Genomic DNA, 25,119 nt, shown 5'->3' with positions numbered 1-25,119 from the left:
CTGTACCGGTATAATATCCAATACAAAATTTATAGGCATAAAAGAAGCATCAACATTTTTTCTTGTATAAATTTAAACAGTTTCTAAAAGACTTAAATGGTTAAAATAAAGAATCGGTTGGTTAAAATTGATTGTTTTGAAGCGCCAATTTTATGCCGGTAAAAGAAGTATGGGCGAAGTTGGAATATTCCGAAAGTTGGAAGCGGATTGGAAATTAAGAGAACACCTGGCTTGGCTTTTGCCGGTTATCCCAAAAAACCAGTAATTCTACAGCAGTTGGTTTTACACGATAAAATAGTGTTACCTGTTTTACAACTACGCATTTATGAACGTCGTTTTCTTTAGAATAAGGAAAAAGTAAAGGATTGCTGCTAATAAGGTTTTTATGGGCCAATGCTCTTCCAAATATTCCAAAATTTGAAAATAACTTGATCTTGCCAAAGGCGACCAGATAATATTGTAAGAAGGCATTACTTATTTAAAAAACGCTTGTTCACTTCAGCCGTAACGTGCTCGTTTGCAATACCTTCTCCACGATCAAGCTGTATTTTTGCCTGATGGATTGCCTCTTTTACTTCTTGCGGAATTTCTTTCCAAAAATCGTTTTCGGATAAACCAAGTAACGAATTTATTTCTCCGAGCAAACTATCATCCTCTGTTTGTATGATCTTTTCTACAATTTTATATTTTGTTTCGATGTTCATGGAATAAAGTTAAACTTGGAATAGGTAAATATAAGTTGTTTGTTGAGAATAACCTGCAGACCTAACGACATTAAAAAAAGTTTACTTTTTCTTATCAACACCAATTTTATGCCGGTAAAAGAAGCATCGCCCTAATCCTCCTTCGGTGCATCTTTAATCGGCTGTACGGGCTGCTCCTCGTTTTGGTAATACTCCGCCGGGTTTTCGGTTTTGGCTTTGGCATCGTCATCGTGGTAAGTTAAATCTTCTTTGCGCAGCTTGCTTTTATGGCCTTCATCTACTTTTTCAAAAGTTTTATCGTCTGAAGGAGAGGGTTTGTTTGGGTCGTTTGCTTTTTCCATGATGCTGTTTTTATCTACCTAAAACTGTTATGGCCGCAAATAGTTCTGCAAAAAATTTGGCCTGAATAATCTGTTAATAATTGTTAAACCTTTGCCCTTGCTTTTCAGTATGATGAAATTAAAATAGATATTGTTTTACCTTTGAACGTGCTTTTTCTATTTTCGCAAAAAGGTTTGGGTTATGTTGGAAGAATTTGAAGCAAGCGCTTCGGCAAAAAAAACAAAAACGATTTACATTTCTACCGTCATCAGCATTGCCATGGTATTGCTAATGGTGGGTTTGCTGGGTTTGATTTTGGTACATGCACGTAAATTATCTAATTACGTAAAGGAAAACATTGTACTAAATGTTTATGTAGATGATGTTGCCAAGGAAACTGATATTTTTCAGTTACAAAAACAGTTAGGTGTAAATCCACAAATAAAACAAACGCAATATGTACCTAAAGAAATTGCTGCCCGTAACCTTCAAAAAGATTTGGGAGAAGATGCAATTAAATTTTTAGGCTATAATGTACTGCCTTCTTCTATTGATATTTACATGAAAGCTGAATATGCAAATAATGCTAACATTACCAAACTTAAAGCACAACTACTTAAAAACCCATTGGTAAAAGAAGTAAGGTATCAAGAATCTATGGTTGATATGATGAACAAAAATATTTACTCCATTAGTATTGTTGTACTATCTTTTGCCGGCATTTTCCTCATCGTTTCCATCGCATTGATCAACAATACCATCAGCCTGGCCATTTATTCGCAACGGTTTTTAATCAAATCCATGCAGTTGGTGGGCGCCACAAAAAGCTTTATCCGCTGGCCTTTTGTCGGCTTTGCTTTGCTGCACGGTTTGCTGGGCGGTTTTATTGCCATTATCCTTTTGGTTGGGTTATTATATTTAGGCTACCGCGAAATCCCGGATTTAGTTCTGCTAAAAAACTACACCGAATTCGGCATCATCTTTTTAGGCATCATTGGCCTGGGCATGTTCATTTCCGGCTTCAGCACTTTCCTGGCCGTCAACAAATTCCTCCGTTTAAAACTTTACGATTTATACCGATAAAAATGGCTCTCAAACACACTGAAAAAGAGGTAAAACCGATACCTTTTGTATTTAACCAAAGCAATTACCGCTGGATGCTCATCAGCATGGCCATCGTGGTTGTTGGTTTTTTACTAATGACAGGCGATACCGATATTTACGATTTCCGCAAAATTGTACTGGCACCGGTTGTGGTGCTGGCTGGCTTTGGCGTAGGTTTTTATGCGATCTTAAAAAAGCCTGAAACCAAAGCATGAACCTGATCCACGTTATCATCCTTGCTATTATTGAAGGCATCACCGAGTTTCTGCCTATCTCCTCAACCGGCCACATGGTTGTTGCCAGTGCCTTTATGGGTATTGGCAAAAATGATTTTGTAAAGCTGTTTGAGGTTTGCATCCAATTGGGCGCGATACTTTCTGTTGTGGTGCTTTACTACAAACGCTTTTTTCGTTCCATAGATTTTTATTTAAAATTAGTTGCAGGCGTTATTCCGGCTGTAATTGTGGGTGTTCTGTTCAAAAAGAAGATTGATGTACTGCTCGAAAGCCCGCTTGTGGTAGCGGCCATGCTGCTGATTGGCGGCGTTGTTTTGCTTTTTGTGGACGATTGGTTTAACAAACCTGTTGTAGATAAAGAAAAGGAAATAGATTACGCCACCGCTTTTAAAATCGGTTTGTTCCAATGCCTGGCCGTAATTCCGGGCGTTTCCCGTTCGGCAGCAACCATTGTTGGCGGGATGAGCCAAAAACTTTCGCGCAAGGCCGCAGCCGAATTTTCTTTTTTCCTGGCCGTTCCAACCATGTTCGGCGCAACCGTAAAAGAACTATGGGATTACCATAAACACCACGCGCAAATGTTCGACGGCGATCAAATCAAGTTTTTACTGATTGGTAACGTTATTGCTTTTATAGTGGCCTTGCTCGCCATCAAAACGTTCATTACTTATTTAGAAAAACACGGCTTTAAAGTATTTGGCTGGTACCGTATTATTGTTGGGATTGTGCTGATCGCTTTATATTTTACCGGACATTTATCTGCCTAAGACTAAAAAACAGGTGGTAAAAGAAGTATCGTTATTTTGAATATCATCATTACAAAACACACCCCTGCCCCTCTTGAGAGGGGAAAGCTACACAAACGACATTTGACATACGATCCTGAATATCAACACCACAAAGATAGCCGCCATACTTCCCCTCTCGAGAGGGGTTAGGGGTGTGTCCTTTTAAAAAACCCAAATACCGATCAAATTTTGCCCGATAAAAACAGCATCTCCAAAAACTTCAACTTCCCCGAAGGAGAACTTCTTTTAATTAACAAGCCTTATCAATGGACGAGTTTTGATGTGGTCGGCAAAATCCGCAACGCTTTTAAACCGTTGAAACTGAAAGTTGGCCACGCCGGAACTTTGGATCCGCTGGCAACCGGTTTGCTGATTATTTGTACCGGAAAACTGACCAAACAAATTGATACTTTTCAGGCTGAAGAAAAAGAATACACCGGAACAATGGTTTTGGGCGCAACCACGCCATCTTATGATTTGGAAACTTCGGTTGGTCAAACTTTTTCTTTAGATGGAATTACAGAAGAACAAATCCAGGCAAATTGTAAAGCTTTTTTAGGCGAGATCAACCAGTTTCCGCCCGCACATTCAGCCATCAAAATAAACGGCGAACGTTTGTACGAAAAAGCGCGCCGCGGCGAAGAAGTAGAACGCCGGACACGGAAAGTAACGATCAACGAATTTGAAATTACACGCATCGAACTGCCGGAAATTGATTTCCGCGTGGTTTGCAGCAAAGGCACTTATATCCGTTCATTGGTGCATGATTTTGGCGCCGCGCTTAACAACGGCGCTTATCTTTCCAAATTAACCCGAACCCGTAGCGGCAACTTTAACTTAACCGATGCATACGAGGTAATGGAACTGGTGAACCATATCCGCTCGCTCAAAACTGAAATTGCCACTGTTGGTTGATACTTCTTTTATCACCCTAAAATTTACCTGATAAAAACAGCATGCAAGTTTACCACAACATCCAGGAATTTAAGCCGCTGCAAAATGCTGTTGTTACCATCGGCACTTTTGATGGCGTACATCTTGGCCATCGTAAAATTATTGCCCGATTGCAGGAAGTGGCCAGGCAGACCGGCGGCGAAACGGTGATCTTAACTTTTTTTCCGCACCCGCGGATGATTTTGCAGCCGGAAGACCAGAACCTGAAATTGATCACTACGATCGAGGAAAAAGCGGAACTGCTGGCCGGTTTGGGCATTGACCATCTCATCATCACGCCTTTCTCCCGCGATTTTTCCAACCTTTCTGCCGAAGAATACATCCGGGAAATACTGGTCAACCGCATTGGCACCAAAAAAATTGTGATTGGCTACGACCACCGTTTTGGCAAAGACCGCAGCGGCGGATTGGAAGAACTGCAACAATTTTCTTCCGTTTACAATTACGAAATTGAAGAAATCCCGGAACAGGATATTAACGAAGTTGCGGTAAGTTCCAGCCGAATACGTAAATCAGTACTAAACGGAGAAATCAGTTTGGCCAACCAATTTTTAGGCTATGCTTTTTTTATCACCGGAAAAGTGATCCGCGGCGACCAGATTGGCCGTACTTTGGGCTATCCAACCGCCAATCTTTTTATCGAAGAAGGTTATAAACTGATTCCTGCCGACGGGATTTATGCGGTAGAAATTAGAGTGGTGGGCGGTGAGCGGAGAGCAGAAAATCTTGAAGGCAACCTTCCCGCTCCCATTTCCCCACTTCCCGCTCTTCGCTCTCCACTCCCCGCTCCTCCGCCGCTTCGCGGCATGGCCTACATCGGCCACCGCCCAACCATCAACGGCATGACGCGGAATATCGAAGTCAATATTTTTGATTTTAACCAGGATATTTACAACCAAACTTTGAAAATGAGTTTCCACAGCTTCATCCGCCACGACATCAAATTTGCCGGGCTAAAAGAACTCACCGAACAATTAGGCCGCGATAAAGAAAGCGTGCTGGCCTACTTTTCTTCGTAAAAAACGTTTATCTTTCCGTTCAAATTTCGGCTTTGGAAAAATTAGACCTCGATAAAAACGAAAGCGAATTTCTGGACGAAACCATCAGTTTTTGGCAAAAACATGGTTTGCTTGATGAAGCCACGGCCAAAAACCTGCAAAACAGTTATTCGGTAAAAGGTTTCGACTGGAAACGGCTGGCGCAATACTCTTTTTGGGTGGCTTTATTTTGCGGGTTAATTGCCATTGCTTCGCTGATTATTGACGATAAAGTATTGAACTGGCTGAAGCAATTGTACAACACGCCGGATATTTTGATCAGTCTGTTTTCCGGTGTTCTGGCTGCTTTTTTATTTTTACGCGGACGAAGGCTCAAAAAAACTTCGCCGCAAAAAGTGTTCAGCAACGAAGCCGTGATTTTTTTGGGGATTTTGTTTACCGCCAACTGCATTGCTTACCTCGGCAAAACGTTTGACAACGGCTCCGGCCATTACTCGCTGCTGTTTTTACTGTCGGTTTTTGTGTATGGTTTTATCGCCTACAAACTCAATTCGCATTTGATCTGGCTTTTCGCGTTGATTTCTTTGGGAAGCTGGTTCGGCACCGAAACCGGTTACCAAACCGATTGGCGACATTACTTTTTGGGCATGAACTATCCGTTGCGTTTTGTGGTTTTTGGGGCGGTTTTGGTTGCATTTTGTTTTGTGCTGCGGAAGAAAAAATGGTTGGAATATTTCCGCGAGTTCACCTACATCGTGGGCATGGCTTACCTTTTTTGCTCGCTGTGGCTGCTTTCCATCTTTGGCAATTTTGGCACGATAAACGATTGGCTGCACGTAAAGCAAATCACGCTTTTTTACTGGGCCTTGATTTCGATTGCGGCTTCCGTCGCTTTTACTTTTTACGGCCTGAAAAAGAAAGACGAAGTTGCCCGCGAGTTCGGCATTACTTTTTTGCTCATCAACATTTACACACGCTACACCGAATATTTGTGGGACAACATCAACAAAACTTTGTTCTTTGCCATTTTGGGGTTATCGTTTTGGCTGATCGGAAGAAAAGCGGAAAAGATTTGGAATTTGGATAGTTTGAAAGCTAAGACGGAATAAGGAAGTTGCCGATACTGTTTTTATGCCTCTTTTTTTGTTGTTGCAATTTTCAACCAAAAATCATTCCGGTAAAACTTCAATTGAAGAATTGGGGTTGATAAAAGATACTTTTCCAAATCAAGGCATCTTGCTTTAAAAATGGTAGAAAATCTTAAATTTCTACCATCGCAACGAAATAGTTAATTACAATGAAGTTGTTTAAACTTATTCTTTTGTGCTTTACAATATGCTTCTTTTACCCTACAAAAATTGGTGCCTGTATCTGCCTGAACAAACCAAAAACCTGGCAATGCCAATTTTTAGGCGGTAAAAGAAGTATCAGCCCAAAAAAAGAGGGCCAAAAAAAAAGTTTAAACAACTTCAATTACAATTTTATGCCGATAAAAGAAGCATTCGAAATTTCATGGGGAAGATTGGAATTTGGATAGGTTGATGAGTTAAAGAAGCCAAAAAAGATTTCAATGCTTCTCAAACCTCAATTCACTTTAAACTGATAAACTTCCGATTCTGATGAATTGCCTTGCGCATCTTTGGTAACCACTTTCCAATAATAAATGGTGTTTGGGGTTACGGCAACAGCGAGGCTTTGATTGTCGGGCTTGGTGCTCCCGGCCAAAGCAAGCGTACTGTTTTTACCGGTGTAAATATCGTAACCGGCAATATCGCCGTCCACATCGCTTCCGTTCCAAGCCAGGGTAACTGTATTTCCCGAAGCATCAACTGCCTGGCCCATAGCCGGGAAAGTAAGGCTTGCCGGAAAAGGCGCATACGAAAGCTGCCCGATGCCGGAATTATAAAATTTCCAGGTATCACTTACGGCAGTAACCGTAGTTTTGGAAGACACCGAAGTTACCGACCACGAAAAAGGCGTTGCCCGCGGAAGGTTTATTTTAACGTCGGATGTTTTACTGGTCGTTTCTGTTATGGCGCCTGTTTTTAAATTTTTAAGCGATAACAAATAACCATCGGCATTGGCGGCATCGGTCCAATCAAAATGAATGGTGCTTTCTGTTGGCGTTGGGTTTTCGCCTGCCGCACAAATTTCGTTTTTAAAAGGAAAGGTTAACAGGGCTTTTGCCGGCGGAAGTGCAGGTTCCTTGCCTTTGATGCAACCCAAAACCAGCGTTGCCAACAACCCAAAAACGATGAAATTAATCTTTTTTAACTGATGCTTGCTCATTTTTTGATGATCTTAATACGCGTTTCAGAATGGTCTAACACCAATTTTAATACATAATTGCCTGGCAAAAGTCCGGGTACATCAAAAGCACAATTTCCCTGGTTTACACCTGTTTTTCCCCGATAAACCATTTTGCCCTGCATGTTATAAACTTCGGCCGTTGCAGCTATGGATTTGTTGTTGCCGATGTTTAAAGATAAAGTTTGTTCAACCGGGTTCGGATAAACGATGATTCCGGCTGGCAGTTCAATCGTTTTAACATAAACCCCCTGGCAAATACTGCTGGTGCTTACCTGTAAACTATTTTTTCCGGCCGCAAGCGGAAGGGAAACAGAACTTTGCGTAGTGGTGTAAGTTGCACCGTTCAAACTGATGTTATACGAACTGGCACCTGCCAAACTCAAACTTAACGAACTTAATGTTGGGTTGACGACAGCGGAAACTGCCAGGTCTTGAGGTTGCGTTACGGTAACATTAAAACATTGGCTGTAATTTGGATAACCTGCAATGGTGATACAAACCGGGTAAATACCGGCAGGCAGGTTTTTAACCGATAACTGGTTGGTAAAAGGATAAGCAGTGCTTGTTCCCGCCACCACGATGGTTGCGGTATAATTTTGGTTGCTGGCGGCCGTAATTTTGATTTCCCCGTTTCTGCTGTTTTTACAGCTTTCGCCGGTCGCGCTAACTGTAAAATTCTTTGCCGGAAGCGAAAAAACAACTGCTAAAGTTTGGCTGACCGGCGTGGCAGCAAGGTAATTGGTATTTCCGCTTTGTGTGGCCGTGATGGTTGCTGTTCCGGGCGCAACCACGTGCAATTGTCCGTTTATGATTGTTACAACCGCCGGGTTACTACTGGCAAAACTAAGCGGCAAACCCGAAGATGCTGTTGCAGTGGGCGTAAAATCCGGGTTGCCAAAAGCCTTGGCGGCCAAAGTGCCAAAAGTTATGGTTTGGGCAGCTTGTGTTACCGTTAAAGTTCCGGGGATATACGTAATGGCGTAGTTATCACTTGCAGCGCCGCTGATGGCAATTGGGTAAGTACCTGCGGCAGATGCGGTGGTTGCGGTGGTACTTGCCTGGGGCAAAGCGTTTAAATTTGTTTGGGTTTCGGCATTCACAAAACCGGTGTAAGTAATGGTCAAAGCCGGGTTAGCCGTTCCGAAAGTGCGGGTTTTGTCATCAGCTTTTATGGTCAATGCTGTTTTTAGCACCGTTAAATTTTGTGTTGCATTTGTTGCTGCATAGTTCGTATTTCCGGCCTGCGAAGCGCTAATGGTAGTTGTACCAGCCGTTAGAACATGAACTTTGCCTTCCGCAGTTACGGTTGCAACTGCGGTATTGCTGCTGGCATAAGTAAATGGCAGGCTGGAAGATGAGGTTGCATTCAAACTAAAATCGGCATCGCCATAATAAGTTTTGGCCGGAAGTGAAGCAAAGGTAACGGCCTGATTTGCTTGTTTTACCGTTAACATTTGTGCAACAGGAGTAGCTGCCGTGTAGTTATTGTCGCCGGTTTGCTGTGCCGTTAGGGTTACCGTTCCTGCCGAAAGAAGATGAACATTTCCGTTAGCATCAACACTTGCAACCGAAGGATCGCTGCTGGAATAAGTAACGGCAAGGCCGGAAGAAGCCGTAGCACCAAGTGCAAAATCGGTATCGCCATAAGTTTTAGCGGGAAGCGCGGCAAAAGTGATGGTTTGGGCAGCCTGGGCGCGGTTTACGGTCAGCGTATAGGTTTGGGTGGTAATACCGTCCTGGGCGGTAACAACGGTGGCAATGGTATTATTGCCAACAGTTAACGGGATTGCAGCCGATGCGCTTCCTGATGTTACGGCTACACCGTTTACTTTTACGCTTGCGGTGGCATCTGCCAAAGTTGGTGTCAGGGTGATGCTGGTGGTCGTATTTAAAACTGAAGTTGTAAAAGAAGCAGTACCCGCTGCAAACGCCGGAGCTAAGGTGCCCGAACTTAAAGCAAGATTGGAAAGCTGGGCATTACTGGACATTGGGTTACCAAAAGATTTAACATAGATGCCGTTTAAATCATAAGCCACATAAACTTTATTGTTATTGACCGCCAATGCAGTACTAACACTATTTATTCCTCCGAAAGAAAGGCCAGGCGTTCCTAAAGTAATCCAGTTGTTGCCATCAAATTGCTTCACAGTAATTTTATTGCTAAAAGAAGCATCAGCATAACTTACATAAGGCGTGTTGCCATTAAACGCAAAATTTACATAATTGGCACCGCCTGTTGACAAACCTGCCGCACCTACGTTGACCCAATTACTGCCATCAAATTTTTTAACTGTTAATTTATTGCTTGCATTTGAATCACTATAAGCGGCATAAAAGGTCGTACCGTCAAATGCAAGAGAAAGGTAAGTGGTGGCACCTGCGGAAAAGCTGGGTGTCCCTACCATCGTCCAGGTGCTTCCGTTAAATTTCATTACGGTTAATTTACCGCCATTGCTGTTATCAGCGTAGGCCACATAAGGAACGGCACCAATAATCCCGAAGGCAAGCGAATTAACTGCGCCTCCCGAAAACCCTGCTGCACCTACGGTTTGCCAAGTGCTGCCATCAAATTTCTTGACGGTAACTTTGCCGGCGTTACCGTAATCACCGTAAGCTACATAAGGCGTAGCGCCGCTAAAAGCGAGGGAAACGTAGGAAGCCGTACCGGATGAAAAACTAGACGTACCAACAGGAATCCAATTACTTCCGTCAAATTTCATGACAGTCGCTTTGCCACTGTTTGCGTTATCACCATAGGATAAGTATGGCGTATTTCCGTTAAAAACCAACGAATTATTAAGGGTTTCGCCTGCCGAAAACCCTGCTGTACCTACTGTTGTCCAGGTGCTTCCGTCATATTTTTTAACAATTGCTTTATTGCTATTGCTGGCATCAGAATAAGCCAGATAAGGTATATTGTTGCTAAAAGCAAGGGAAGTAAAATTAGCTGTCCCGTTAGATACACTTCCTGACGAACCGGCCACCACCCAGTTACTGCCATCAAATAGCATGGCCGTACCTTTTTTAGTATTTAAATTTTCAAAGGCAACATAAGGCGTTCCTCCGCTTAAAGCAATTGAAGTATTGTCAGCAGGCCCTACCGAAAAACCTTCGACACCTACCGTTACCCAACTTTGTCCGTTATACTTTTTTACGGTTGCTTTGCCGCCTAAACCGCCATCTTCGTAAGCTACATAAGGTGTTCCGTTTGAGGCAATGGAGATATAAGCGGCCGTATTAGTGGAAATATTTGTATTGCCCATTTGCACCCAATTGCTGCCATCAAATCTTTTTACTGAGAGTTTATAAGTATTGTTAGCATCGGTGTAAGCCACAAAAGGTGTACCTCCGTAAAAAACAAAAGCAAAAAAACTTACCTGCACCGCCAAAGTGGCCGGTGTGCCTACGGTTACCCAAGTACTGCCCACAAACTTTTTAACAGTAGCTTTATTACCGTTATTATAATCTAAATAAGCGACGTAAGGAATATTATTACTATCAAACGACATGACCGTACCTGATGCTGATGTTGCAAAACCCGATGCACCTATCATTACCCAACTACTGCCATCAAACCGCTGCATGGTACCGCCACAGGTAACGTAAGGTGTATTACCACTAAAAGAAAGCGAAACATCGCCAACACTGTTTGTTGAAAAACCGACTGCGCCTACCGTTACCCAACTATTGCCATCAAACTTCATAACTGTACCTTTACCGTTATTGCTGGCATCAGAAAATGACACATAAGGGGTAACACCATCAATAGCGAGCGAGGGCAAACCAGTAGTACCGCCCGAAAATCCCGCTGCCCCTACCGTTGACCAATTATTTCCGTCAAACTTTTTGACCGTGAGTTTGCCCGAGTTATTGGCATCTGAAGAAACAATGTAAGGGACCCCATCCGGTGAAGTAACAATATTATTGTATTTGATCAGGCCCGAAAAGGCTTCGTTGTTATCGTCCGGCCCAACCGGCTTCCAGGATTGTGCTTGTACAGCCACCTTAACAAGCAACAAAAACACAAAAACAACAAGGAGTTTAGGTAAAGTTTTATCCATAATAGCAAAGCTTGATCCAAAAATTATTTAGGTTTTACAGGTTTTAAAAAACAAAGGAAACAGCTATCGCGAAATGCTTGGTTGGCTATAAAGAAAAATAATTTTACTCACTTTTCTAAAAAAACAGGGCAAACAAGGTTTCGGTTATAAATATTAATCTACAGCTAATATTACTGTTGTAAACATAGTTAATAAAATAATAAAACCTAATTTAATATCAAGATTTCCAAGATCTTGTTTAGAAATAAAATTTAGATAAAATTCATTAATAAAAAACAGCGATACCGGTGATGCTTCTTTTATGCACATTAATTATACTTGTGTTTCCAGACCAACCCATCAAACCAAAATGAAAATATATACCTTATTTTTAATAACCTGTTTGGCCATTGCAAACGCAGCGGCACAAACCAAACCGGCCAAAACAGATACTTTGTTTTTTGAAGATTTTAATGGCAAAACCCTCAACCGCAGCCGCTGGAACGTGGAAGTAACCGGAACCACGGTAAACAATGAGCAACAGGCTTATGTAGATGCCGCGTCAACGCTTTACTTGGTGCACAACAAAAAGGCGGAAGGCGCCAGAAAAGGTGCGTTGGTGATAAAACCGCTATACCAGCCCGGTTACACCAGCAAAGAACAGAAACATTATGATTTTTTGTCCGGACGGATCAATACCCGGGCCAAGTTTGAATTTACTTACGGCACCGCTTCTGTCCGCATGAAAATGTCATCTGGTGCAGGTTTATGGCCGGCTTTTTGGGCTTTGGGCGAAGGAAAATGGCCCGATTGCGGCGAAATTGACATCATGGAAACCGTCGGCGATTCTTCCTGGGTGAGCCACGCGCTGCACGGCCCGGGCTATTTCGGCAACACACCATTTGCTTACCGTGCTTTTTTTGATAAAGGGACAGATGTTTCCCAATGGCACGTTTATGCGGTTGACTGGACACCCAACTCACTTACTTTTAAGGTAGATGGTAAAGTTACGTACACGGTAACCAAAGAAATGGTAGAAAAACATGGCCGCTGGGCTTTTGACAACCCGAAGTTCATCATCGTCAATTTTGCTTTGGGCGGCGGTTATCCAAATGGTGTCAATAAAATCACTTCCCCATACTTTGGCCTTTCGCAGCATAGCGTTGACCTGATTAAAGCCCGAAAAGCAAAAACCCTGGTAGATTGGGTTTTGGTAACGAAAAGCAAACCCTGAAAAGCCGGTCCTGAAAATATACCGGTAAAAGAAGCATCGAACCAAAACTTGCCGATGCTTCTTTTACCCTATAAATTTTGGTGCCAAATGAAAGCGCTTTTTAAATTTAGACAAGAAAAAACACTGATGCTTCTTTTATGCCTATAAAATTGGTGTTGGATATTGCCTGGCGCAGAAACCACAAAGAAAGCAATGATTTTTAGGTGCTAAAAGAAGCATTGGAAACAAGCCGGACAAAACTTAAACAAGCCCTTTATCCGCCAGCGGCAGGCTAAAATAAAAGGCAGAACCTTTTCCCACTTCGCTTTCTACCCAAATTTTGCCGCCATGGCGATGGATAATTTCCGAGCATAAATATAATCCGATCCCAAAACCCGATATGGTTTGCGTATGTGTTCCTTCTACCCGGTAATAACGGGTAAAAAGTTGTTGGATATCTTTCTGGCTGATGCCCATGCCTTCGTCTTTAACGCTTACCTGTGTCTGGCCGTCAAAAGAAATGCAGGCTATATTGATCGTGCTTCCCGGGGCAGAATATTTGACCGCATTGCTGATGAAATTGTTGATCACCTGGCCGATCTTGTCCCTGTCGGCAATTACAAAAGTTGGTTCTACCGGGGCAAATATAATCTGGTGGGAAGAAATCATGGTCGCGGTTTCTGTCTCTGTTTCTTTGACCAGGCCTGCCATGTCAAAACGCTGTTTGTCAATATAAATCTTGCCCGATTCTAAACGCGACACGTTTAAAAACCCGTTGATGATGGTGGTCATTTTTTTAACCTGGGTTACGGATTTATCCAAAGCAGTTAGGATAAACGCGTCTTGAGTTTTCCTGAGTTTGCCTTGCAATACCTGCAAATAGGCATAAATGGTAGTTACCGGGGTTTTCAGTTCGTGGCTCACGATACCTATAAAATCGTTTTTGCGCTGTTCGTCCAGTTTTTGTTCGGTAACATCAATAGACGAGCCGGTATAACCGGCAAAAGTTCCGTTGGGATGGAAACGCGGCGAACCTTTGGACAGCAACCAGCGATAATCTTCTGTTGCACTCAAAATTCGGAACTCACTGGTAAAAGGCCGCTTTTCATTAAAAGCCGATAAATATATGTTTAAAACATGCTCCTTATCCTCCGGATGTATCAAATCTGCCCATCCATATTCCAACATATATTTTGCCGGCCTGCCGGTCATGTCAATCCAGGCTTTGTTAAAATAAGTGGCGTTGCTGGTTTCATCGCTCGTGGCAATTAAAACATGGCTGCTTTCGGCCATCGTTCTAAACCGTTCTTCGCTTTCTACAATGGCCTGGTGCGCCCTGACCTGTCCGGTAACTTCCACAGCCGCTTGTAAAATCCCCGTGATTGTTCCGCCTTCGTAAAGTGCCCGGTAGTTTAAGTTGAAGTAGCAAATTTCGTCTTTGCCGTTTCTTTCCAAAGTAACCTGCACCGCGTCGGTACTAAAAGGTTCTCCAGTCTCGTACACATGGTACAAATTATCAATTACCGGCTGGCCTTTTAATTCCGGCAAAGCTTTAAAAAGCGGTTCCCCAATAATAGACGTACTTTTGCCAAGTACCTGCAGCATAGCTTCGTTTACCATCTCAAATACCATATCCTGCCCTTTCAGCACCAGGATAGGCAAAGGCGCATACTCAATCAGCGAGCGAAACCTTTGTTCGCTTTCGTACAAATTGGTGTTCAGGTTGTACAAATCCTCCTGTATGGCCAAAAGTTCTTCATTAGTTGCCGCCAGTTCTTCGTTTGATGCCGCCAGTTCTTCAATGGTGGATGCCAGTTCTGCCGTACGGTCGCCTACCTGTGCCTCCAGGTTTTGGTTGGAAAATTTCAAGGCGTCCACCGTTCTGTTCAGTTCCTGGTTGGCAGATACAATTTCCCGGTTTGCGTCGTCCAATTGATCGTTCAACCGGTGCAACTGCCCCGAACTTTCTGCCAATGCTTCTTTTGTCAGTACTTTTTCGGTAACGTCATTGGCCAGTTGGATGATGTATTGGATTTCTCCCGCTTCATCCAAAACCGGTGTATGGCTCGGGTCCCAGTAACGCTGGATAAACTGGCCGGGGTTGTTTTCGTCCGGCACATCGTACCGCTGTATTTGCATAAAATGCGGTTTCTTGGTCTGCAACACCTTTTGCAAAGAAGCATTGATGTTTTGCATGCCGTCTGCATCCGGCAAATTGGGGTTATCCGGAAAAGCTTCAAAAATATGTTTGCCAACAATTTTTTCCCTACTGGTTTTTATGGCTGCCAAGTAAGTATTGCTGGCCGTCAAAATGTATAAATCCGGCGAAAGGATGAGGTACATGTTGGGCACCGTTTCCAGTGCTTTAAGCGTTTCGGCAGAAGGAAGTGCGGGTTGAAGCATCAGAAATTATTTTAAACGGTAGCTTTGATCGTAAAGTTAGCGGTTTCGGCTATTTTAAACAGAAGCCGGCAATTAGCAATAAGTTTATAATGGAGGGAATTGTTAGGATCGAAGCCAAAAAAATTACCCATAAAAGAAGCATAACAGCTTGATATTGCTGTCATGCTTCTTTTATGCCTATAAAATTGGTGCGCCAGGTTAAACCGTTTCCGGCACAACCAAACCTAAAACTTTGCTGGTTTCTTCGCGGATTTTTCCGGCCAGTTCGGGTTCTTTGCCCAACTTTTTTCCGTAAGATGGCATCATTTCCTTCATTTTGCTTTGCCAGGCTGCCGATTGCATTTGTGTTTTAAAACATCTTCCAATCAAATCAACCATAATTGAAACAGCCGTTGATGCGCCCGGCGACGCGCCCAGCAAAGCGGCAATGCTGCCATCGGCCGCGCTTACCACTTCGGTGCCAAATTCTAAAACGCCTCCTTTTACCGGGTCTTTTTTGATCACTTGCACACGCTGGCCTGCCGTTTCCAGTTCCCAGTCTTCCATCCGGGCAGTTGGCAAATATTCTTTCAACGCATTCAAACGGTCTTCCGGCGATTGGCGCACTTGGTCAATCAAATATTTTGTAAGCGGGATATTTTTAATCCCGGCAGACATCATTGGAAAAATATTGTCTGGTTTGATGGACAAAGGCAAATCCATATAAGAACCGTTTTTGAGGAATTTGGTGGAGAAACCGGCATACGGGCCAAACAACAATTCGCGTTTGCCTTCAATCATCCGCGTGTCCAAATGCGGAACAGACATGGGCGGAGAACCAACCGCAGCTTTGCCGTAAACCTTGGCCTGATGGCGTTTGATGACTGCCGGGTTGATGCAACGCAGCCATTGCCCGCTCACCGGGAAACCGCCAAAACCTTTTCCTTCTTTGATGTTTGATTTTTCCAGCAAAGGCAAAGAACCGCCGCCAGCACCGATAAACACAAATTTAGCCGTCAGTTTTCGGTTTTCGCCAGTGCCCAGGTTTTTTACTTTCACCGTCCACAAAGCGTCTTTGTTTTGTTCCAGGTCGCGTATTTCGTGGCCGTATTCCAAATCAACACCGTCCGTGGTATTTAATTTGGCAAACATCGCTTTGGTCAAAGCACCGAAATTAACATCCGTGCCCAGTTCCATCCGCGTGGCGGCCACTTTTTCGTTCGGGTCGCGGCCGTCCATCACCAGCGGCATCCATTCGGCCAATTGTTTTTTGTCTTCTGAATACACCATCTCTTTAAACAGATGGTGTTTTTTCAAGGCTTCGTACCGTTTACGCAGGTATTCTACGTTTTTTTCGCCCCAAACAAAGCTCATGTGCGGGATGCTTTTGATAAAATTTGGCGCATCCGACAGAAATTGCTGCTGCAGCAAAAAGCTCCAAAACTGTTTGGACTCTTCAAAAGATTCGGCAATTTTTACCGCTTTTACCGTTTCGATTGATCCGTCGGGCAATTCCGGCGTGTAGTTGAGTTCGCAAAAAGCCGAGTGGCCGGTACCGGCATTGTTCCAGGCATCCGAACTTTCGGCGGCGGCACCGTCCAAACGTTCAAATATTTTGATGGTTAGGTTTGGCTCCAGTTCTTTCAGCATTACGCCAAGCGTTGCGCTCATGATACCGGCACCGATTAAAATGACATCTGTATTTTCAGAAATATTTCCTGATTGATCCATAGTATTTTTTGAAAAATAACGAAGAAAAACAAAGATACGTGCAAATTTGAAAAGCAAAGTTTGGAAAGTTAAGCCAATCGAATTTGATTTGCAAATGACAAGCTGGTTTACCTGCTTTTTAAATGGGTAACAACAAAATTTTGGTTTTGATTGATGCTGTTTTTATACCCTAAATTTCATTGTACAAGTCGGGGTTTGACTGTCATTTCGACCGAAGGGAGAAATCTTTTCAAAACGGCAAATTAGCCAATGCTTCTTTTATCGGGTAAAAATTAGTTTCGTTGCTGTCATTTCGACCGCAGGGAGAAATCTTATTTCAACCATAAAAGCTTACTTAAACTGCTTTGAAGAGGATTCCTCCCTACGGTCGAAATGACAGCAATGCTTCTTTTACCGCCTAAAAATCATTAACTGTTTTTGGCTGCGCCCGAAGTCCGGCTTTTGATCGCTGTAAAAATAGGCGGGATTATAGAAACCAAAATGATCAGCACCACAACAATGGTAAAATTTCTTTTTACCACCGGAATCCCGCCAAAGAAATAACCGAGAAACAGAAACAAAGCAATCCAGGAAGCACCGCCAATTACATTGTACAATGTGTATTTGCCCAACGGCATTTTGCCAACGCCTGCCACAAAAGGCGCAACCGTCCTGAAAATCGGTAAAAAACGGCTAAAAATCACCGCTTTGCCACCGTGCGTATCAAAAAAGGCTTTGGTTTTGAGGTAATAATCCAGCTTCAATATCTTGTTTTCGGGCTTAAAAACCTTTACCCCAAAATATTTCCCCAGCTCGTAATTCGTCGTATTTCCAGCCACGGCTGCAGCAATCAAGATCAGCAATAATAAGAAAATATTCAAGCCCGAATTGCCATGGGCAACCAGCGCACCGGCAGCAAAAAGCAAGGAATCGCCGGGCAAAAAAGGCGTAACCACAAAACCTGTTTCGGCAAAAATGATAAAGAAAAGGATCAAATAAGTCCAGCCCTGGTACTGTTGGGTAATATCAATCAGGTGTTTATCAATGTGAAGGATGAAATCAATCAGGTTTTTAATCAGTTCCAAAGTGCGCGATTTTGTATTTTCAAAAGTAAAAATATACTGGATAAAAGAAGTATTGTTGCAAATTTACTTTGTTGCCGGTGGCAAATTGTTGAGCAAACTTAGCGCAAAAGCTGAAGTTGTGTTGGTATTGCCGCTGGTGCCGCTGGCGTAAAGTGTATAAATTTTGCCGTCGGCCAGCATTTGGTTGGACAAAGTACCCAAACTGCTGCTGCGTACGCCGGACGTGAAAGCCCGGAATTCGTAAATCCCGACCGGCACTTCGATAAACGAACCAACTTTGGTGTATTTGATTTTGGTAAAAGCATCGGTGCCGTTTAGCTGGATATCCAGCATCGGGCTGCTGCCGGAAGCATTGACAAACCTGATCCTTGCCCTGCCGGTAGCCGGAAGCTTACTTAAAGTATCATCAATAAAAATGGTTTTGATGGTGTCTGCTCTTGAAGAAAAAAACAAGGTGTAGCTTTGGTTATTTTCTAAAAGTACGTTTACCGTATCTGTTGCCAGCGCAGTTGGCGTAGCGGTTGGCACGATAGCAACGTTTTTTGTGCCTGGCACCGTGCTGATGTAACCGCTGGCATTGGGGAAAGCAATGGTTGATGTGTTGATTTTGGTTCCGTTTAGCCTGCAATCAAAAGATAAACTGGCCGGAATGGCATTGACAATTTGCAAACGGGAATAATTGGTTGGGCTGACTGCCGTATTGCTGCAGGAAAAAACAAAAAGGCAAAATACGATGAACATCAGGCCTTTCAACAAAACTTTTAAATCACACATGCTGCAAAATTACGTTTTAATACGATGCAACGTTGTACTTCCGCGGTTTAGTATGCTTCTTTTACCGGGCAAAAGTTTGCGTGGACAAAGCTAAAGAACCAGTTCCGTTTACCGTTCCGGCACTCCAAATGGTGTAGATTTTACTGTTATCAACCCGAACATTCGGGATGTTGAGCATTGTTTTATTGGTGCCGTGTTCGCGCAAAACCAAGTTGTACGTTCCTGCTTTCAGTTCGGTGTAGTTGCCAATCATGCCAAAACTTACGCTTGAGGCAATTACCGGCCCGTTTACAATGGCCAAATCTGCGGCAGACAGGCCGGAAGACATATTGGCAAATTTGATTTTGGCGTTTCCAAAAGAGGGCATGCTCAAATCATCTTCTGCAATGGCCGTGGTGGCAACGCCGTTTGCATCAAACACAAAAAAAGTATAGCTCGAATCGCGGACTACTTTTATGGTGTTGGTTGCTAAAAGTGCATTGGTGAGGTTGGCTTTGATTTGGATATTTCGCGTGCCGGAAGTAACCGTTCGATAACCGGTAGTGGTTCCGAAAGCCAGCGGAATAACATTGAGTTTGTTTCCCGTCCAGTAAAAATCAATGGCTGGGGCGGTTTTTGTGCTGTTAATTACGATCAAATGCGCATTACCAAGATCGGTGTCGGTTGAGGTGTCTTCCTTGGTGCAAGAAGAAAAGGCCAGCATAAATACACTGATCAAAACGAAGGCAGTTGCTTTAAGATACGGTTTTGGAGGTTTCATAAACTAAAGTTTGGCCTTGTTCAATACGGCAAGGCCAAGCTTTAGTTACATCAGGTTTTCAACACTTTATGCGTAGCTATTCAGCATTACCGGCATCACCAGCATCAAAACGTCTTCGTTTTCGTCTCCGCCTTGCGGCAACAATAAACCGGCACGGTTTGGGGTCGACATTTCTAAAGAAACTTCTTCGCAGTTTAAATTCTTCAGCATTTCGATCAAAAAACGGGCGTTAAAACCGATTTCTAAATCTTCGCCTTCGTACTGGCAGGTTAGTTTTTCGTGTGCTTCGTTGGAGAAATCCAAGTCTTCCGAAGAAATATTCAACTCGTTTCCTTCCACTTTCAGCCTCACCTGATGCGTGGTTTTGTTGGCATAAATGGCCACACGGCTTAACGAACCGAGAAAAGACAAACGGTCAATGGTTAATTTATTGGGATTGTTGGTTGGGATAACGGCATCATAATCCGGGTAACGCTCGTCAATTAAACGGCAAACCAAATTGATGTTGCCAAATTTAAAGAAAGCGCTCGTGCTGTTGTATTCTACCGAAACAGCTACATCTTCTGACGGCAGCGACGATTTCAACAAATTCAATGCTTTTTTTGGCATGATAAAAGAAGTACTCGTTGCCGAGTGCGCATCTTTCCTGCGGTAACGGACTAATTTATGCGCGTCCGTGGCCACAAAAGTAAAATGCTCCGGCGTAAGCTGACAGTAAACGCCCGTCATGGCCGGCCGCAATTCATCGTTACTTACCGCAAAAATGGTTTTGTTGATGGCTTCTGCCAAAACCGATGCTGGCAAACTAACCGAAGATGCGTTTTCAACAACCGGGATTTTCGGGAAATCTTCGCCGTTTTCGCCGCTTAATTTATAACTGCCGTCGCCTGCTTTAATTTCTACCGCAAACGTTTTTTCATCTACCGAAAACGTAACGGGTTGCTCTGGCAGCGATTTCAACGTGTCCAGCAAAATACGCGACGGAATGCAAATCCTGCCGTTTTCGTTGGTTTCCACGGTTAAAGAAGTGGTCATGCTGGTTTGCAGATCGGTGGCCGAAATGGTTAAATTTCCGTCTTTGATCTGGAACAAAAAGTTTTCTAATATCGGCAAAACCGTACTGCTGCTCAGCGCGCCGCTTACGGCCTGCAACTGTTTTAGCAAGGTTGAAGTAGAAACAATAAATCTCATATAAATCTAAATCTTGTACCAAAAGTAGAAAATTTAAGCCGCATACTTTCTCCTGCGGAAATATTGTTGAAAAATACCGAATAAAAGAAGTATGCCAAGCGGCAGCGCATTGTTGAGGATTTGCCAGTACAATTTCCGGGATTTAATTTGCGCGCGGTTTAACAATCGGATCTTGATTTCTTTATTCCTAAGGTTGATCAGGCCGGAATCGTCCGTCATGTAATCGGCAATATTTAGCAAGAAGTTTTTGTTGCCATAAGTTTGCTGTGTGTAACGGTCAAAACCTAAAGGAAACGGAGAGCCATCAGCCTCGTTGATCTGGTTTTTCAAAATATCGCCATCGCTGATGACGATCATTTTGGTCGGTTTGCTTTGCTGCAATACATCAATTTTTTCTGTAAACCCTTGAGGAATTGGGCGATTTTTAAAATCAGATTTAAAGCTTCCTTCCAGCAAAACGCCAACTGTTTTTGGCGGACTTTGAAACGTTTTCGGATCCACATCCTGCTCCAGCATTTGCAGCGAAAGCAGGTGCGGCGTGTTCAGTTTTTCGTTGTACGGAGAAGAAGCCAGCAACACCGTTTTTTTAACGCCGGGAACGGCAATCGTATCAATGGTGCTGATGAATTCTGTCCGGATTCCGTCTAAATTTTTAACCAAAGGATGTTTGGAAAGCGGCATCAAAATCGGGTAAAACAGCCAGGGCAGCATTTGGATTTGACCTTGACCGGACACGTTTCCAACATTTACCGGAATTTGAGCACAACTTACATCAGCAACCAAATCAAAATTCAGGCGGATGCCGTAACTGAAAAGCTGGTCGTCTAAATTTAATTGTTTGTTAAAAGCCAATTGCTCGCCGCCGTGTCCGCGCATACTGTCCAATTCAGCCGTAACCGGATCAATCGTCCATAAAATCCTTCCGCCGCGCATTAGGAATTGGTCAATCTTAAACTTTTCCAGTTCGGTAAATGGCTGGTCAGGTTTTGGAACGATGAGCAACTTCAACTTTTCCATGCCCGAAAAAGGAATGGTTTTTAAATTAACTCGGCCAACTTCAAAACCATCGGCCAAAGAACGCATGGCATCGTTCAGTTGCAGATCGCTCAGTTCGTGGTGGCCTTCGGTAAAACCGATGCGCGGTTTGCCGCCGCTGGTTACTTTTTTTATGGCCGAAGAAAAAGCATATTCTAAGTTTTGGATGGAATTGTTCAGCACTTCTTCTGGCGATAAACCGATGCGCGTTTGCAGCAGTTTCACCGGAATTTGCCTTCCGCCGCTTTTTACAACCGCCGCCGGAAATATAATTTTTTGCGTTAAACCGCTTTCTGTTTTTACGCTGAGGTTGGTTGGCTCGATGCCCTGGTTTTGCAAATCCTGCAAAATCTGCGTTTGCTGTTCGGTAGTTGCACCAGCCAGCGGATCCACAAAATTCACTTTTAAACGGTTGTGGCCGAAAGCGTTGTAATCGTCCAGCAAATCTCGCGTGGCACGTTGCAGCCGTTTAAACCCCGAGGGGAAATCGCCCTGCAAAAAAACGGTAACCTCGACCGGTTTTTGCAAACTGTCCATGATGTTGCGCGTGATGGGCGAAAGTGTAAAGCGTTTCTCGGAAGTAAAATCAAAACGCGTAAAAAACCGATCCGAAAAAATGTTTAATAAAAGAAGCATCACCAGCACCGCGCCAACTTGCAGCAAATCCTTTTTCTTGCGGAAACTTACCATTTTCTTCCCCCCAAAACGGTTTTAGTGAGCAGTAAAAACAGGCCGATCATGCTTAAAAAGTAAACCAGATCGCGCGTATCCAAAACACCGCGGCTGATGGCTTGGTAATGTTCGTTGATACCAAAGTTCTGGATTTCGGCATTTTGAAAAGACAGCAAACCGCTAAGCGAATCAAAACCGCTGAACAAAAAAAAGCACATAAAAACAGCAATGGCAAAAGCAATAATTTGGTTTTTGGTGATGGAAGAAGCGAAAATGCCAATCGAAACAAAAGTTGCGCCAAGCAAAAACAAACCGATGTACGAACCGATAACGGCGCCGGTATCCAAATTTCCAACCGGATTTCCTAACTCGGAAACGGAATAAACATAAACCAAAGTCGGGACCAGTGCCAGCAAAACCAGCAGCAAACAGGCCAGGTATTTGCCCAATACAATTTGCCAATCGGTAATCGGGCGCGTGGCCAACAATTCAAAAGTCCCTTCTTTTCTTTCTTCGGCCAAAGAACGCATGGTGATGGCCGGAATCAAGAACATAAAAAAATACGGCGTGGTGTTAAAAAGACTGCCCAGATCGGCGTAGCCATAATCTAAAATGCTGCTGTCGGGAAAAATCCACAAAAACAAACCCAGCACCAACAAAAACAAACCGATGGTAATATAGGCAACCAGCGAGCTGAGGTAAGCGGTAATTTCTTTTTGAAGGATTGTAAGCACCAGACTTTTGCGTGAAAGCCAAAATTATACAAAAACCGGCAAAGCAAAAAGGTTCTGCACGCCAGCACAGAACCTTTTTTTAAGTGGTAAAAGAAGCTTAAAACTTGTAAGCCACGCGTAAACCCAGTTGGTTGATCCTGTAATTTTGCGACCAGCTTTCATAACGCAAGCCAACATCAATGGCGTTAGGGCCGATTAACGGGATAGAAACACCGATGCCCGGCGCGTAAGCAAAAGAAGTTCCGTTGCCGCGGTTGGTGCCGATAGCTGCGCCAATTTCGCCTTCACCATAAAAAACAGGGCTGAAGTAATATTTTCCGCCTACTTTTAAAGGCACATATCCGGCCGGTGTGGTTGATAAACCAAAGGCGCGCTGATAATTGCGGACATCATTTTTAAAATACAAACTGGTGTAGCCAGCCGTAGCCGTAATGGCAAACTGCGGCGTGGCAGGAATTTCGATCTTGCCGGAACCGCCAAACCCTAAACCATACAGGTTTTTCGCATCGCCGGTTGGCGCGCCCAATTCTAAACCAACGCTAAATTTTGTGGGCAATGCAGCTTTTTTTCTTTTGGTTGTGGTACGCTGTGCAGAAACGGCAGAAGCTGTTACGGCAACAATGGTGAACATTAAAAATAATTTTTTCATTTTCATAAAATTGGATTTTAAACCGAAAACAAACCCAAAAAGCATGCTTCTTTTATGCCTTCTTTTTCGATACTGTTTTTACCCGGTTAAATTTAATACGGATTACAAAATGGATTGGATGCTTTTTTTGTTTGCCAAAAATTTGTTTCCGGCCTTTAAATACTAATTGTCAGTTGGTTAATTTGATGAATATTTTTTCCAGCGATTGGTTTTGGTGCTGCCGGTACAAATTAACAAGCGCATCGTCGGCCACAATTTTTCCTTTATTGATGATGATGACCTGATCGCAAATAGCTTCCACTTCCTGCATGATGTGCGTGGAAAGAATGACGGTTTTGTTTTTTCCCAACTCTTTGATCAAATTGCGGATGCCTATTAATTGGTTTGGATCCAGGCCGGAAGTTGGTTCGTCCAAAATCAAAACCTGCGGGTTGTGCAAAATGGCCTGCGCCAAACCAACGCGTTGTTTATAGCCTTTGCTTAGCTGTCCAATTTTTTTATGCTGTTCGGGGCCTAAACCGGTTTCCTCGATCACTTCGGCAACCCGTTTTTCAGGCTGATAAATTTTATGAATGGAAGCCACAAAATGCAATGCTTCTTTTACATACAAATCCTGGTACAAAGCGTTGCTTTCGGGCAGATAACCGATTTGCTGCCGCACTTGCAATGCTTCTTTTACCGTATCAAAACCATTGACCATTGCCGTTCCGGAGGTTTGCGGGATAAAGCAAGTCAGAATTTTCATCGTGGTGGATTTGCCCGCGCCGTTCGGACCGAGAAAACCCAGCACTTTTCCCGGTTCTGCGGAAAAGGAAATGGCATCAACCGCTTTTTGCGTGCCGTAGATTTTGGATAGGTTTTGGACGTGGATGCTCATAAATGGCTTTTAGATTTAAGCTATCGGTTGTCATTTCGACGATAGGAGAAATCTTCTTCAAATTTAAAAAGGAATTTTGTGTTTGATTAAAAGCCTGTTTAAATTTTGTTAAACTTATTTGCCATGCTTCTTTTACCACCTAAAAATCATTGTCTTTTTGTATGAGTAAAATATCCGGGCACACCAAATTTATAGGCATAAAAGAAGCATTGTAAAATTTTATGATATAAATATCTAAGATTTTTTCCAATTACCAATCCTTTAACCTTCACCGTTCCTTTGAGGAAGCAATCGCATATTAAATTTGAAAATTGGGCATCAACTAAAAACTTTATTAAAGAACAGCCGAGTAAGATTTTATGCGTAGTAAATTAGCGGCAAACGCTAAACAAGCTAAAATATCATCATATTCCAAATCTTCGTAATCTTCCAAAATTTCTTGGTAAGTCATATCAGCAGAAAGCAAATCTAAAATTACTTCTACCATGTATCTTTTGTTACGGATTGTTGGTTTACCATGGCAGATTTCCGGGTTGATGGTAATTCTGCTTAAAAGCTCCTTTTCGTTCATGGCTTTACGGA

General features: G+C 43.1%; 23 protein-coding genes. 8 read left to right on the top strand and 15 right to left on the bottom strand.

All coding sequences use genetic code 11. The annotated features are described in order from the left end of the window. Positions 1-136: 136 nt before the first annotated feature. Positions 137-265 carry a hypothetical protein gene (locus tag V5804_RS07520; protein ID WP_369590766.1) on the top strand — a complete coding sequence of 43 codons (129 nt, stop codon included), beginning with the start codon at positions 137-139 and terminating at the stop codon, positions 263-265. Positions 266-470: 205 nt separating this feature from the next. Here V5804_RS07520 and V5804_RS07515 read toward each other — a convergent pair whose 3' ends face one another. Together V5804_RS07515 and V5804_RS07510 are read right to left on the bottom strand one after the other, a co-directional pair. Next, on the bottom strand, positions 471-704 hold the full coding sequence (locus V5804_RS07515; RefSeq protein ID WP_369590765.1) for a hypothetical protein: 234 nt from the start codon (positions 702-704) through the stop codon (positions 471-473). 131 nt (positions 705-835) lie between these two features. Continuing rightward, on the bottom strand, positions 836-1,045 hold the full coding sequence (locus V5804_RS07510) for a hypothetical protein (protein ID WP_369590764.1): 210 nt from the start codon (positions 1,043-1,045) through the stop codon (positions 836-838). A 184-nt stretch (positions 1,046-1,229) separates the two neighbouring features. Between V5804_RS07510 and V5804_RS07505 the strand changes: the two genes are divergently transcribed. The 6 genes from V5804_RS07505 to V5804_RS07480 all read left to right on the top strand — a co-directional run bounded on the left by V5804_RS07505 (position 1,230) and on the right by V5804_RS07480 (position 6,214). Next, the gene (locus V5804_RS07505) at positions 1,230-2,108 is read left to right on the top strand and encodes a cell division protein FtsX (protein WP_369590850.1); all 879 of its coding nucleotides are present in this window, start codon (positions 1,230-1,232) and stop codon (positions 2,106-2,108) included. A gap of 2 nt (positions 2,109-2,110) precedes the next feature. Beyond that, complete coding sequence (locus V5804_RS07500) at positions 2,111-2,344, top strand: DUF3098 domain-containing protein (protein ID WP_369590763.1); 234 nt, start codon at positions 2,111-2,113, stop codon at positions 2,342-2,344. Beyond that, positions 2,341-3,132: an undecaprenyl-diphosphate phosphatase gene (locus V5804_RS07495; protein ID WP_369590762.1), complete on the top strand. Its 792-nt coding sequence runs from the start codon at positions 2,341-2,343 to the stop codon at positions 3,130-3,132. Before V5804_RS07500 ends, V5804_RS07495 begins: the two co-directional genes overlap by 4 nt. 210 nt (positions 3,133-3,342) lie before the next feature. After that, a complete protein-coding gene (gene truB / locus V5804_RS07490) occupies positions 3,343-4,068 on the top strand; it encodes a tRNA pseudouridine(55) synthase TruB (RefSeq protein ID WP_369590761.1) in 726 nt (241 codons plus the stop codon). Between the two features lie 41 nt (positions 4,069-4,109). Continuing rightward, positions 4,110-5,126, top strand: coding sequence for a bifunctional riboflavin kinase/FAD synthetase (locus V5804_RS07485; RefSeq protein ID WP_369590760.1), 1,017 nt, complete (start codon positions 4,110-4,112; stop codon positions 5,124-5,126). Positions 5,127-5,158: 32 nt separating this feature from the next. Next, positions 5,159-6,214 carry a DUF2157 domain-containing protein gene (locus tag V5804_RS07480; protein ID WP_369590759.1) on the top strand — a complete coding sequence of 352 codons (1,056 nt, stop codon included), beginning with the start codon at positions 5,159-5,161 and terminating at the stop codon, positions 6,212-6,214. A 475-nt stretch (positions 6,215-6,689) separates the two neighbouring features. Here V5804_RS07480 and V5804_RS07475 read toward each other — a convergent pair whose 3' ends face one another. Together V5804_RS07475 and V5804_RS07470 are read right to left on the bottom strand one after the other, a co-directional pair. After that, complete coding sequence (locus V5804_RS07475) at positions 6,690-7,394, bottom strand: hypothetical protein (RefSeq protein ID WP_369590758.1); 705 nt, start codon at positions 7,392-7,394, stop codon at positions 6,690-6,692. Further along, on the bottom strand, positions 7,391-11,476 hold the full coding sequence (locus V5804_RS07470) for an MBG domain-containing protein (RefSeq protein ID WP_369590757.1): 4,086 nt from the start codon (positions 11,474-11,476) through the stop codon (positions 7,391-7,393). Before V5804_RS07470 ends, V5804_RS07475 begins: the two co-directional genes overlap by 4 nt. A 349-nt stretch (positions 11,477-11,825) precedes the next feature. Here V5804_RS07470 and V5804_RS07465 point away from each other — a divergent pair, with 349 nt between their 5' ends. Beyond that, a complete protein-coding gene (locus V5804_RS07465; RefSeq protein ID WP_369590756.1) occupies positions 11,826-12,689 on the top strand; it encodes a family 16 glycosylhydrolase in 864 nt (287 codons plus the stop codon). 240 nt (positions 12,690-12,929) lie between these two features. On the opposite strand, the gene V5804_RS07460 is transcribed toward V5804_RS07465, so the two are convergent. The 11 genes from V5804_RS07460 to V5804_RS07410 form a co-directional block, all read right to left on the bottom strand. After that, positions 12,930-15,071 (bottom strand): PAS domain-containing protein, encoded by a 2,142-nt coding sequence (locus V5804_RS07460; RefSeq protein ID WP_369590755.1) that lies wholly within the window; start codon positions 15,069-15,071, stop codon positions 12,930-12,932. A 198-nt stretch (positions 15,072-15,269) separates the two neighbouring features. Then, a complete protein-coding gene (locus tag V5804_RS07455; protein ID WP_369590754.1) occupies positions 15,270-16,781 on the bottom strand; it encodes a malate:quinone oxidoreductase in 1,512 nt (503 codons plus the stop codon). A gap of 407 nt (positions 16,782-17,188) precedes the next feature. Continuing rightward, positions 17,189-17,845 (bottom strand): DedA family protein, encoded by a 657-nt coding sequence (locus V5804_RS07450; protein WP_369590753.1) that lies wholly within the window; start codon positions 17,843-17,845, stop codon positions 17,189-17,191. A gap of 63 nt (positions 17,846-17,908) precedes the next feature. Continuing rightward, complete coding sequence (locus V5804_RS07445) at positions 17,909-18,619, bottom strand: DUF4397 domain-containing protein (RefSeq protein ID WP_369590752.1); 711 nt, start codon at positions 18,617-18,619, stop codon at positions 17,909-17,911. 61 nt (positions 18,620-18,680) lie between these two features. Then, complete coding sequence (locus V5804_RS07440; RefSeq protein ID WP_369590751.1) at positions 18,681-19,379, bottom strand: DUF4397 domain-containing protein; 699 nt, start codon at positions 19,377-19,379, stop codon at positions 18,681-18,683. A 66-nt stretch (positions 19,380-19,445) separates the two neighbouring features. Beyond that, entirely contained in the window at positions 19,446-20,570 is a 1,125-nt protein-coding gene (gene dnaN, locus V5804_RS07435) for a DNA polymerase III subunit beta (RefSeq protein ID WP_369590750.1), read from the bottom strand. 33 nt (positions 20,571-20,603) lie between these two features. Then, positions 20,604-22,295 carry a gliding motility-associated ABC transporter substrate-binding protein GldG gene (gene gldG / locus V5804_RS07430; protein ID WP_369590749.1) on the bottom strand — a complete coding sequence of 564 codons (1,692 nt, stop codon included), beginning with the start codon at positions 22,293-22,295 and terminating at the stop codon, positions 20,604-20,606. Then, a complete protein-coding gene (gldF, locus tag V5804_RS07425; RefSeq protein ID WP_369590748.1) occupies positions 22,289-23,011 on the bottom strand; it encodes a gliding motility-associated ABC transporter permease subunit GldF in 723 nt (240 codons plus the stop codon). Before gldF ends, gldG begins: the two co-directional genes overlap by 7 nt. Positions 23,012-23,108: 97 nt before the next feature. After that, positions 23,109-23,660: an outer membrane beta-barrel protein gene (locus V5804_RS07420; protein WP_369590747.1), complete on the bottom strand. Its 552-nt coding sequence runs from the start codon at positions 23,658-23,660 to the stop codon at positions 23,109-23,111. A 169-nt stretch (positions 23,661-23,829) separates the two neighbouring features. After that, positions 23,830-24,537 carry an ATP-binding cassette domain-containing protein gene (locus V5804_RS07415; RefSeq protein WP_369590746.1) on the bottom strand — a complete coding sequence of 236 codons (708 nt, stop codon included), beginning with the start codon at positions 24,535-24,537 and terminating at the stop codon, positions 23,830-23,832. 334 nt (positions 24,538-24,871) lie between these two features. Further along, on the bottom strand, positions 24,872-25,108 hold the full coding sequence (locus tag V5804_RS07410; RefSeq protein WP_369590745.1) for a DUF433 domain-containing protein: 237 nt from the start codon (positions 25,106-25,108) through the stop codon (positions 24,872-24,874). Positions 25,109-25,119: the final 11 nt, after the last annotated feature.

The organism is Mucilaginibacter sp. (assembly GCF_041088075.1).
Taxonomy (GTDB): Bacteria; Bacteroidota; Bacteroidia; order Sphingobacteriales; family Sphingobacteriaceae; genus Mucilaginibacter_A.
This window is presented reverse-complemented; position numbering and strand designations above follow the sequence as displayed.

What these genes read in the sequence shown, in the direction of transcription:
- V5804_RS07515 (WP_369590765.1), bottom strand. Translation starts at nt 704, where the DNA reads ATGAACATCGAAACAAAATATAAAATTGTAGAAAAGATCATACAAACA.
- V5804_RS07510 (WP_369590764.1), bottom strand. Translation starts at nt 1,045, where the DNA reads ATGGAAAAAGCAAACGACCCAAACAAACCCTCTCCTTCAGACGATAAA.
- V5804_RS07500 (WP_369590763.1), top strand. Translation starts at nt 2,111, where the DNA reads ATGGCTCTCAAACACACTGAAAAAGAGGTAAAACCGATACCTTTTGTA.
- V5804_RS07495 (WP_369590762.1), top strand. Translation starts at nt 2,341, where the DNA reads ATGAACCTGATCCACGTTATCATCCTTGCTATTATTGAAGGCATCACC.
- V5804_RS07485 (WP_369590760.1), top strand. Translation starts at nt 4,110, where the DNA reads ATGCAAGTTTACCACAACATCCAGGAATTTAAGCCGCTGCAAAATGCT.
- V5804_RS07475 (WP_369590758.1), bottom strand. Translation starts at nt 7,394, where the DNA reads ATGAGCAAGCATCAGTTAAAAAAGATTAATTTCATCGTTTTTGGGTTG.
- V5804_RS07470 (WP_369590757.1), bottom strand. Translation starts at nt 11,476, where the DNA reads ATGGATAAAACTTTACCTAAACTCCTTGTTGTTTTTGTGTTTTTGTTG.
- V5804_RS07465 (WP_369590756.1), top strand. Translation starts at nt 11,826, where the DNA reads ATGAAAATATATACCTTATTTTTAATAACCTGTTTGGCCATTGCAAAC.
- V5804_RS07460 (WP_369590755.1), bottom strand. Translation starts at nt 15,071, where the DNA reads ATGCTTCAACCCGCACTTCCTTCTGCCGAAACGCTTAAAGCACTGGAA.
- V5804_RS07455 (WP_369590754.1), bottom strand. Translation starts at nt 16,781, where the DNA reads ATGGATCAATCAGGAAATATTTCTGAAAATACAGATGTCATTTTAATC.
- V5804_RS07445 (WP_369590752.1), bottom strand. Translation starts at nt 18,619, where the DNA reads ATGTGTGATTTAAAAGTTTTGTTGAAAGGCCTGATGTTCATCGTATTT.
- V5804_RS07440 (WP_369590751.1), bottom strand. Translation starts at nt 19,379, where the DNA reads ATGAAACCTCCAAAACCGTATCTTAAAGCAACTGCCTTCGTTTTGATC.
- dnaN (WP_369590750.1), bottom strand. Translation starts at nt 20,570, where the DNA reads ATGAGATTTATTGTTTCTACTTCAACCTTGCTAAAACAGTTGCAGGCC.
- gldG (WP_369590749.1), bottom strand. Translation starts at nt 22,295, where the DNA reads ATGGTAAGTTTCCGCAAGAAAAAGGATTTGCTGCAAGTTGGCGCGGTG.
- V5804_RS07420 (WP_369590747.1), bottom strand. Translation starts at nt 23,660, where the DNA reads ATGAAAAAATTATTTTTAATGTTCACCATTGTTGCCGTAACAGCTTCT.
- V5804_RS07415 (WP_369590746.1), bottom strand. Translation starts at nt 24,537, where the DNA reads ATGAGCATCCACGTCCAAAACCTATCCAAAATCTACGGCACGCAAAAA.
- V5804_RS07410 (WP_369590745.1), bottom strand. Translation starts at nt 25,108, where the DNA reads ATGAACGAAAAGGAGCTTTTAAGCAGAATTACCATCAACCCGGAAATC.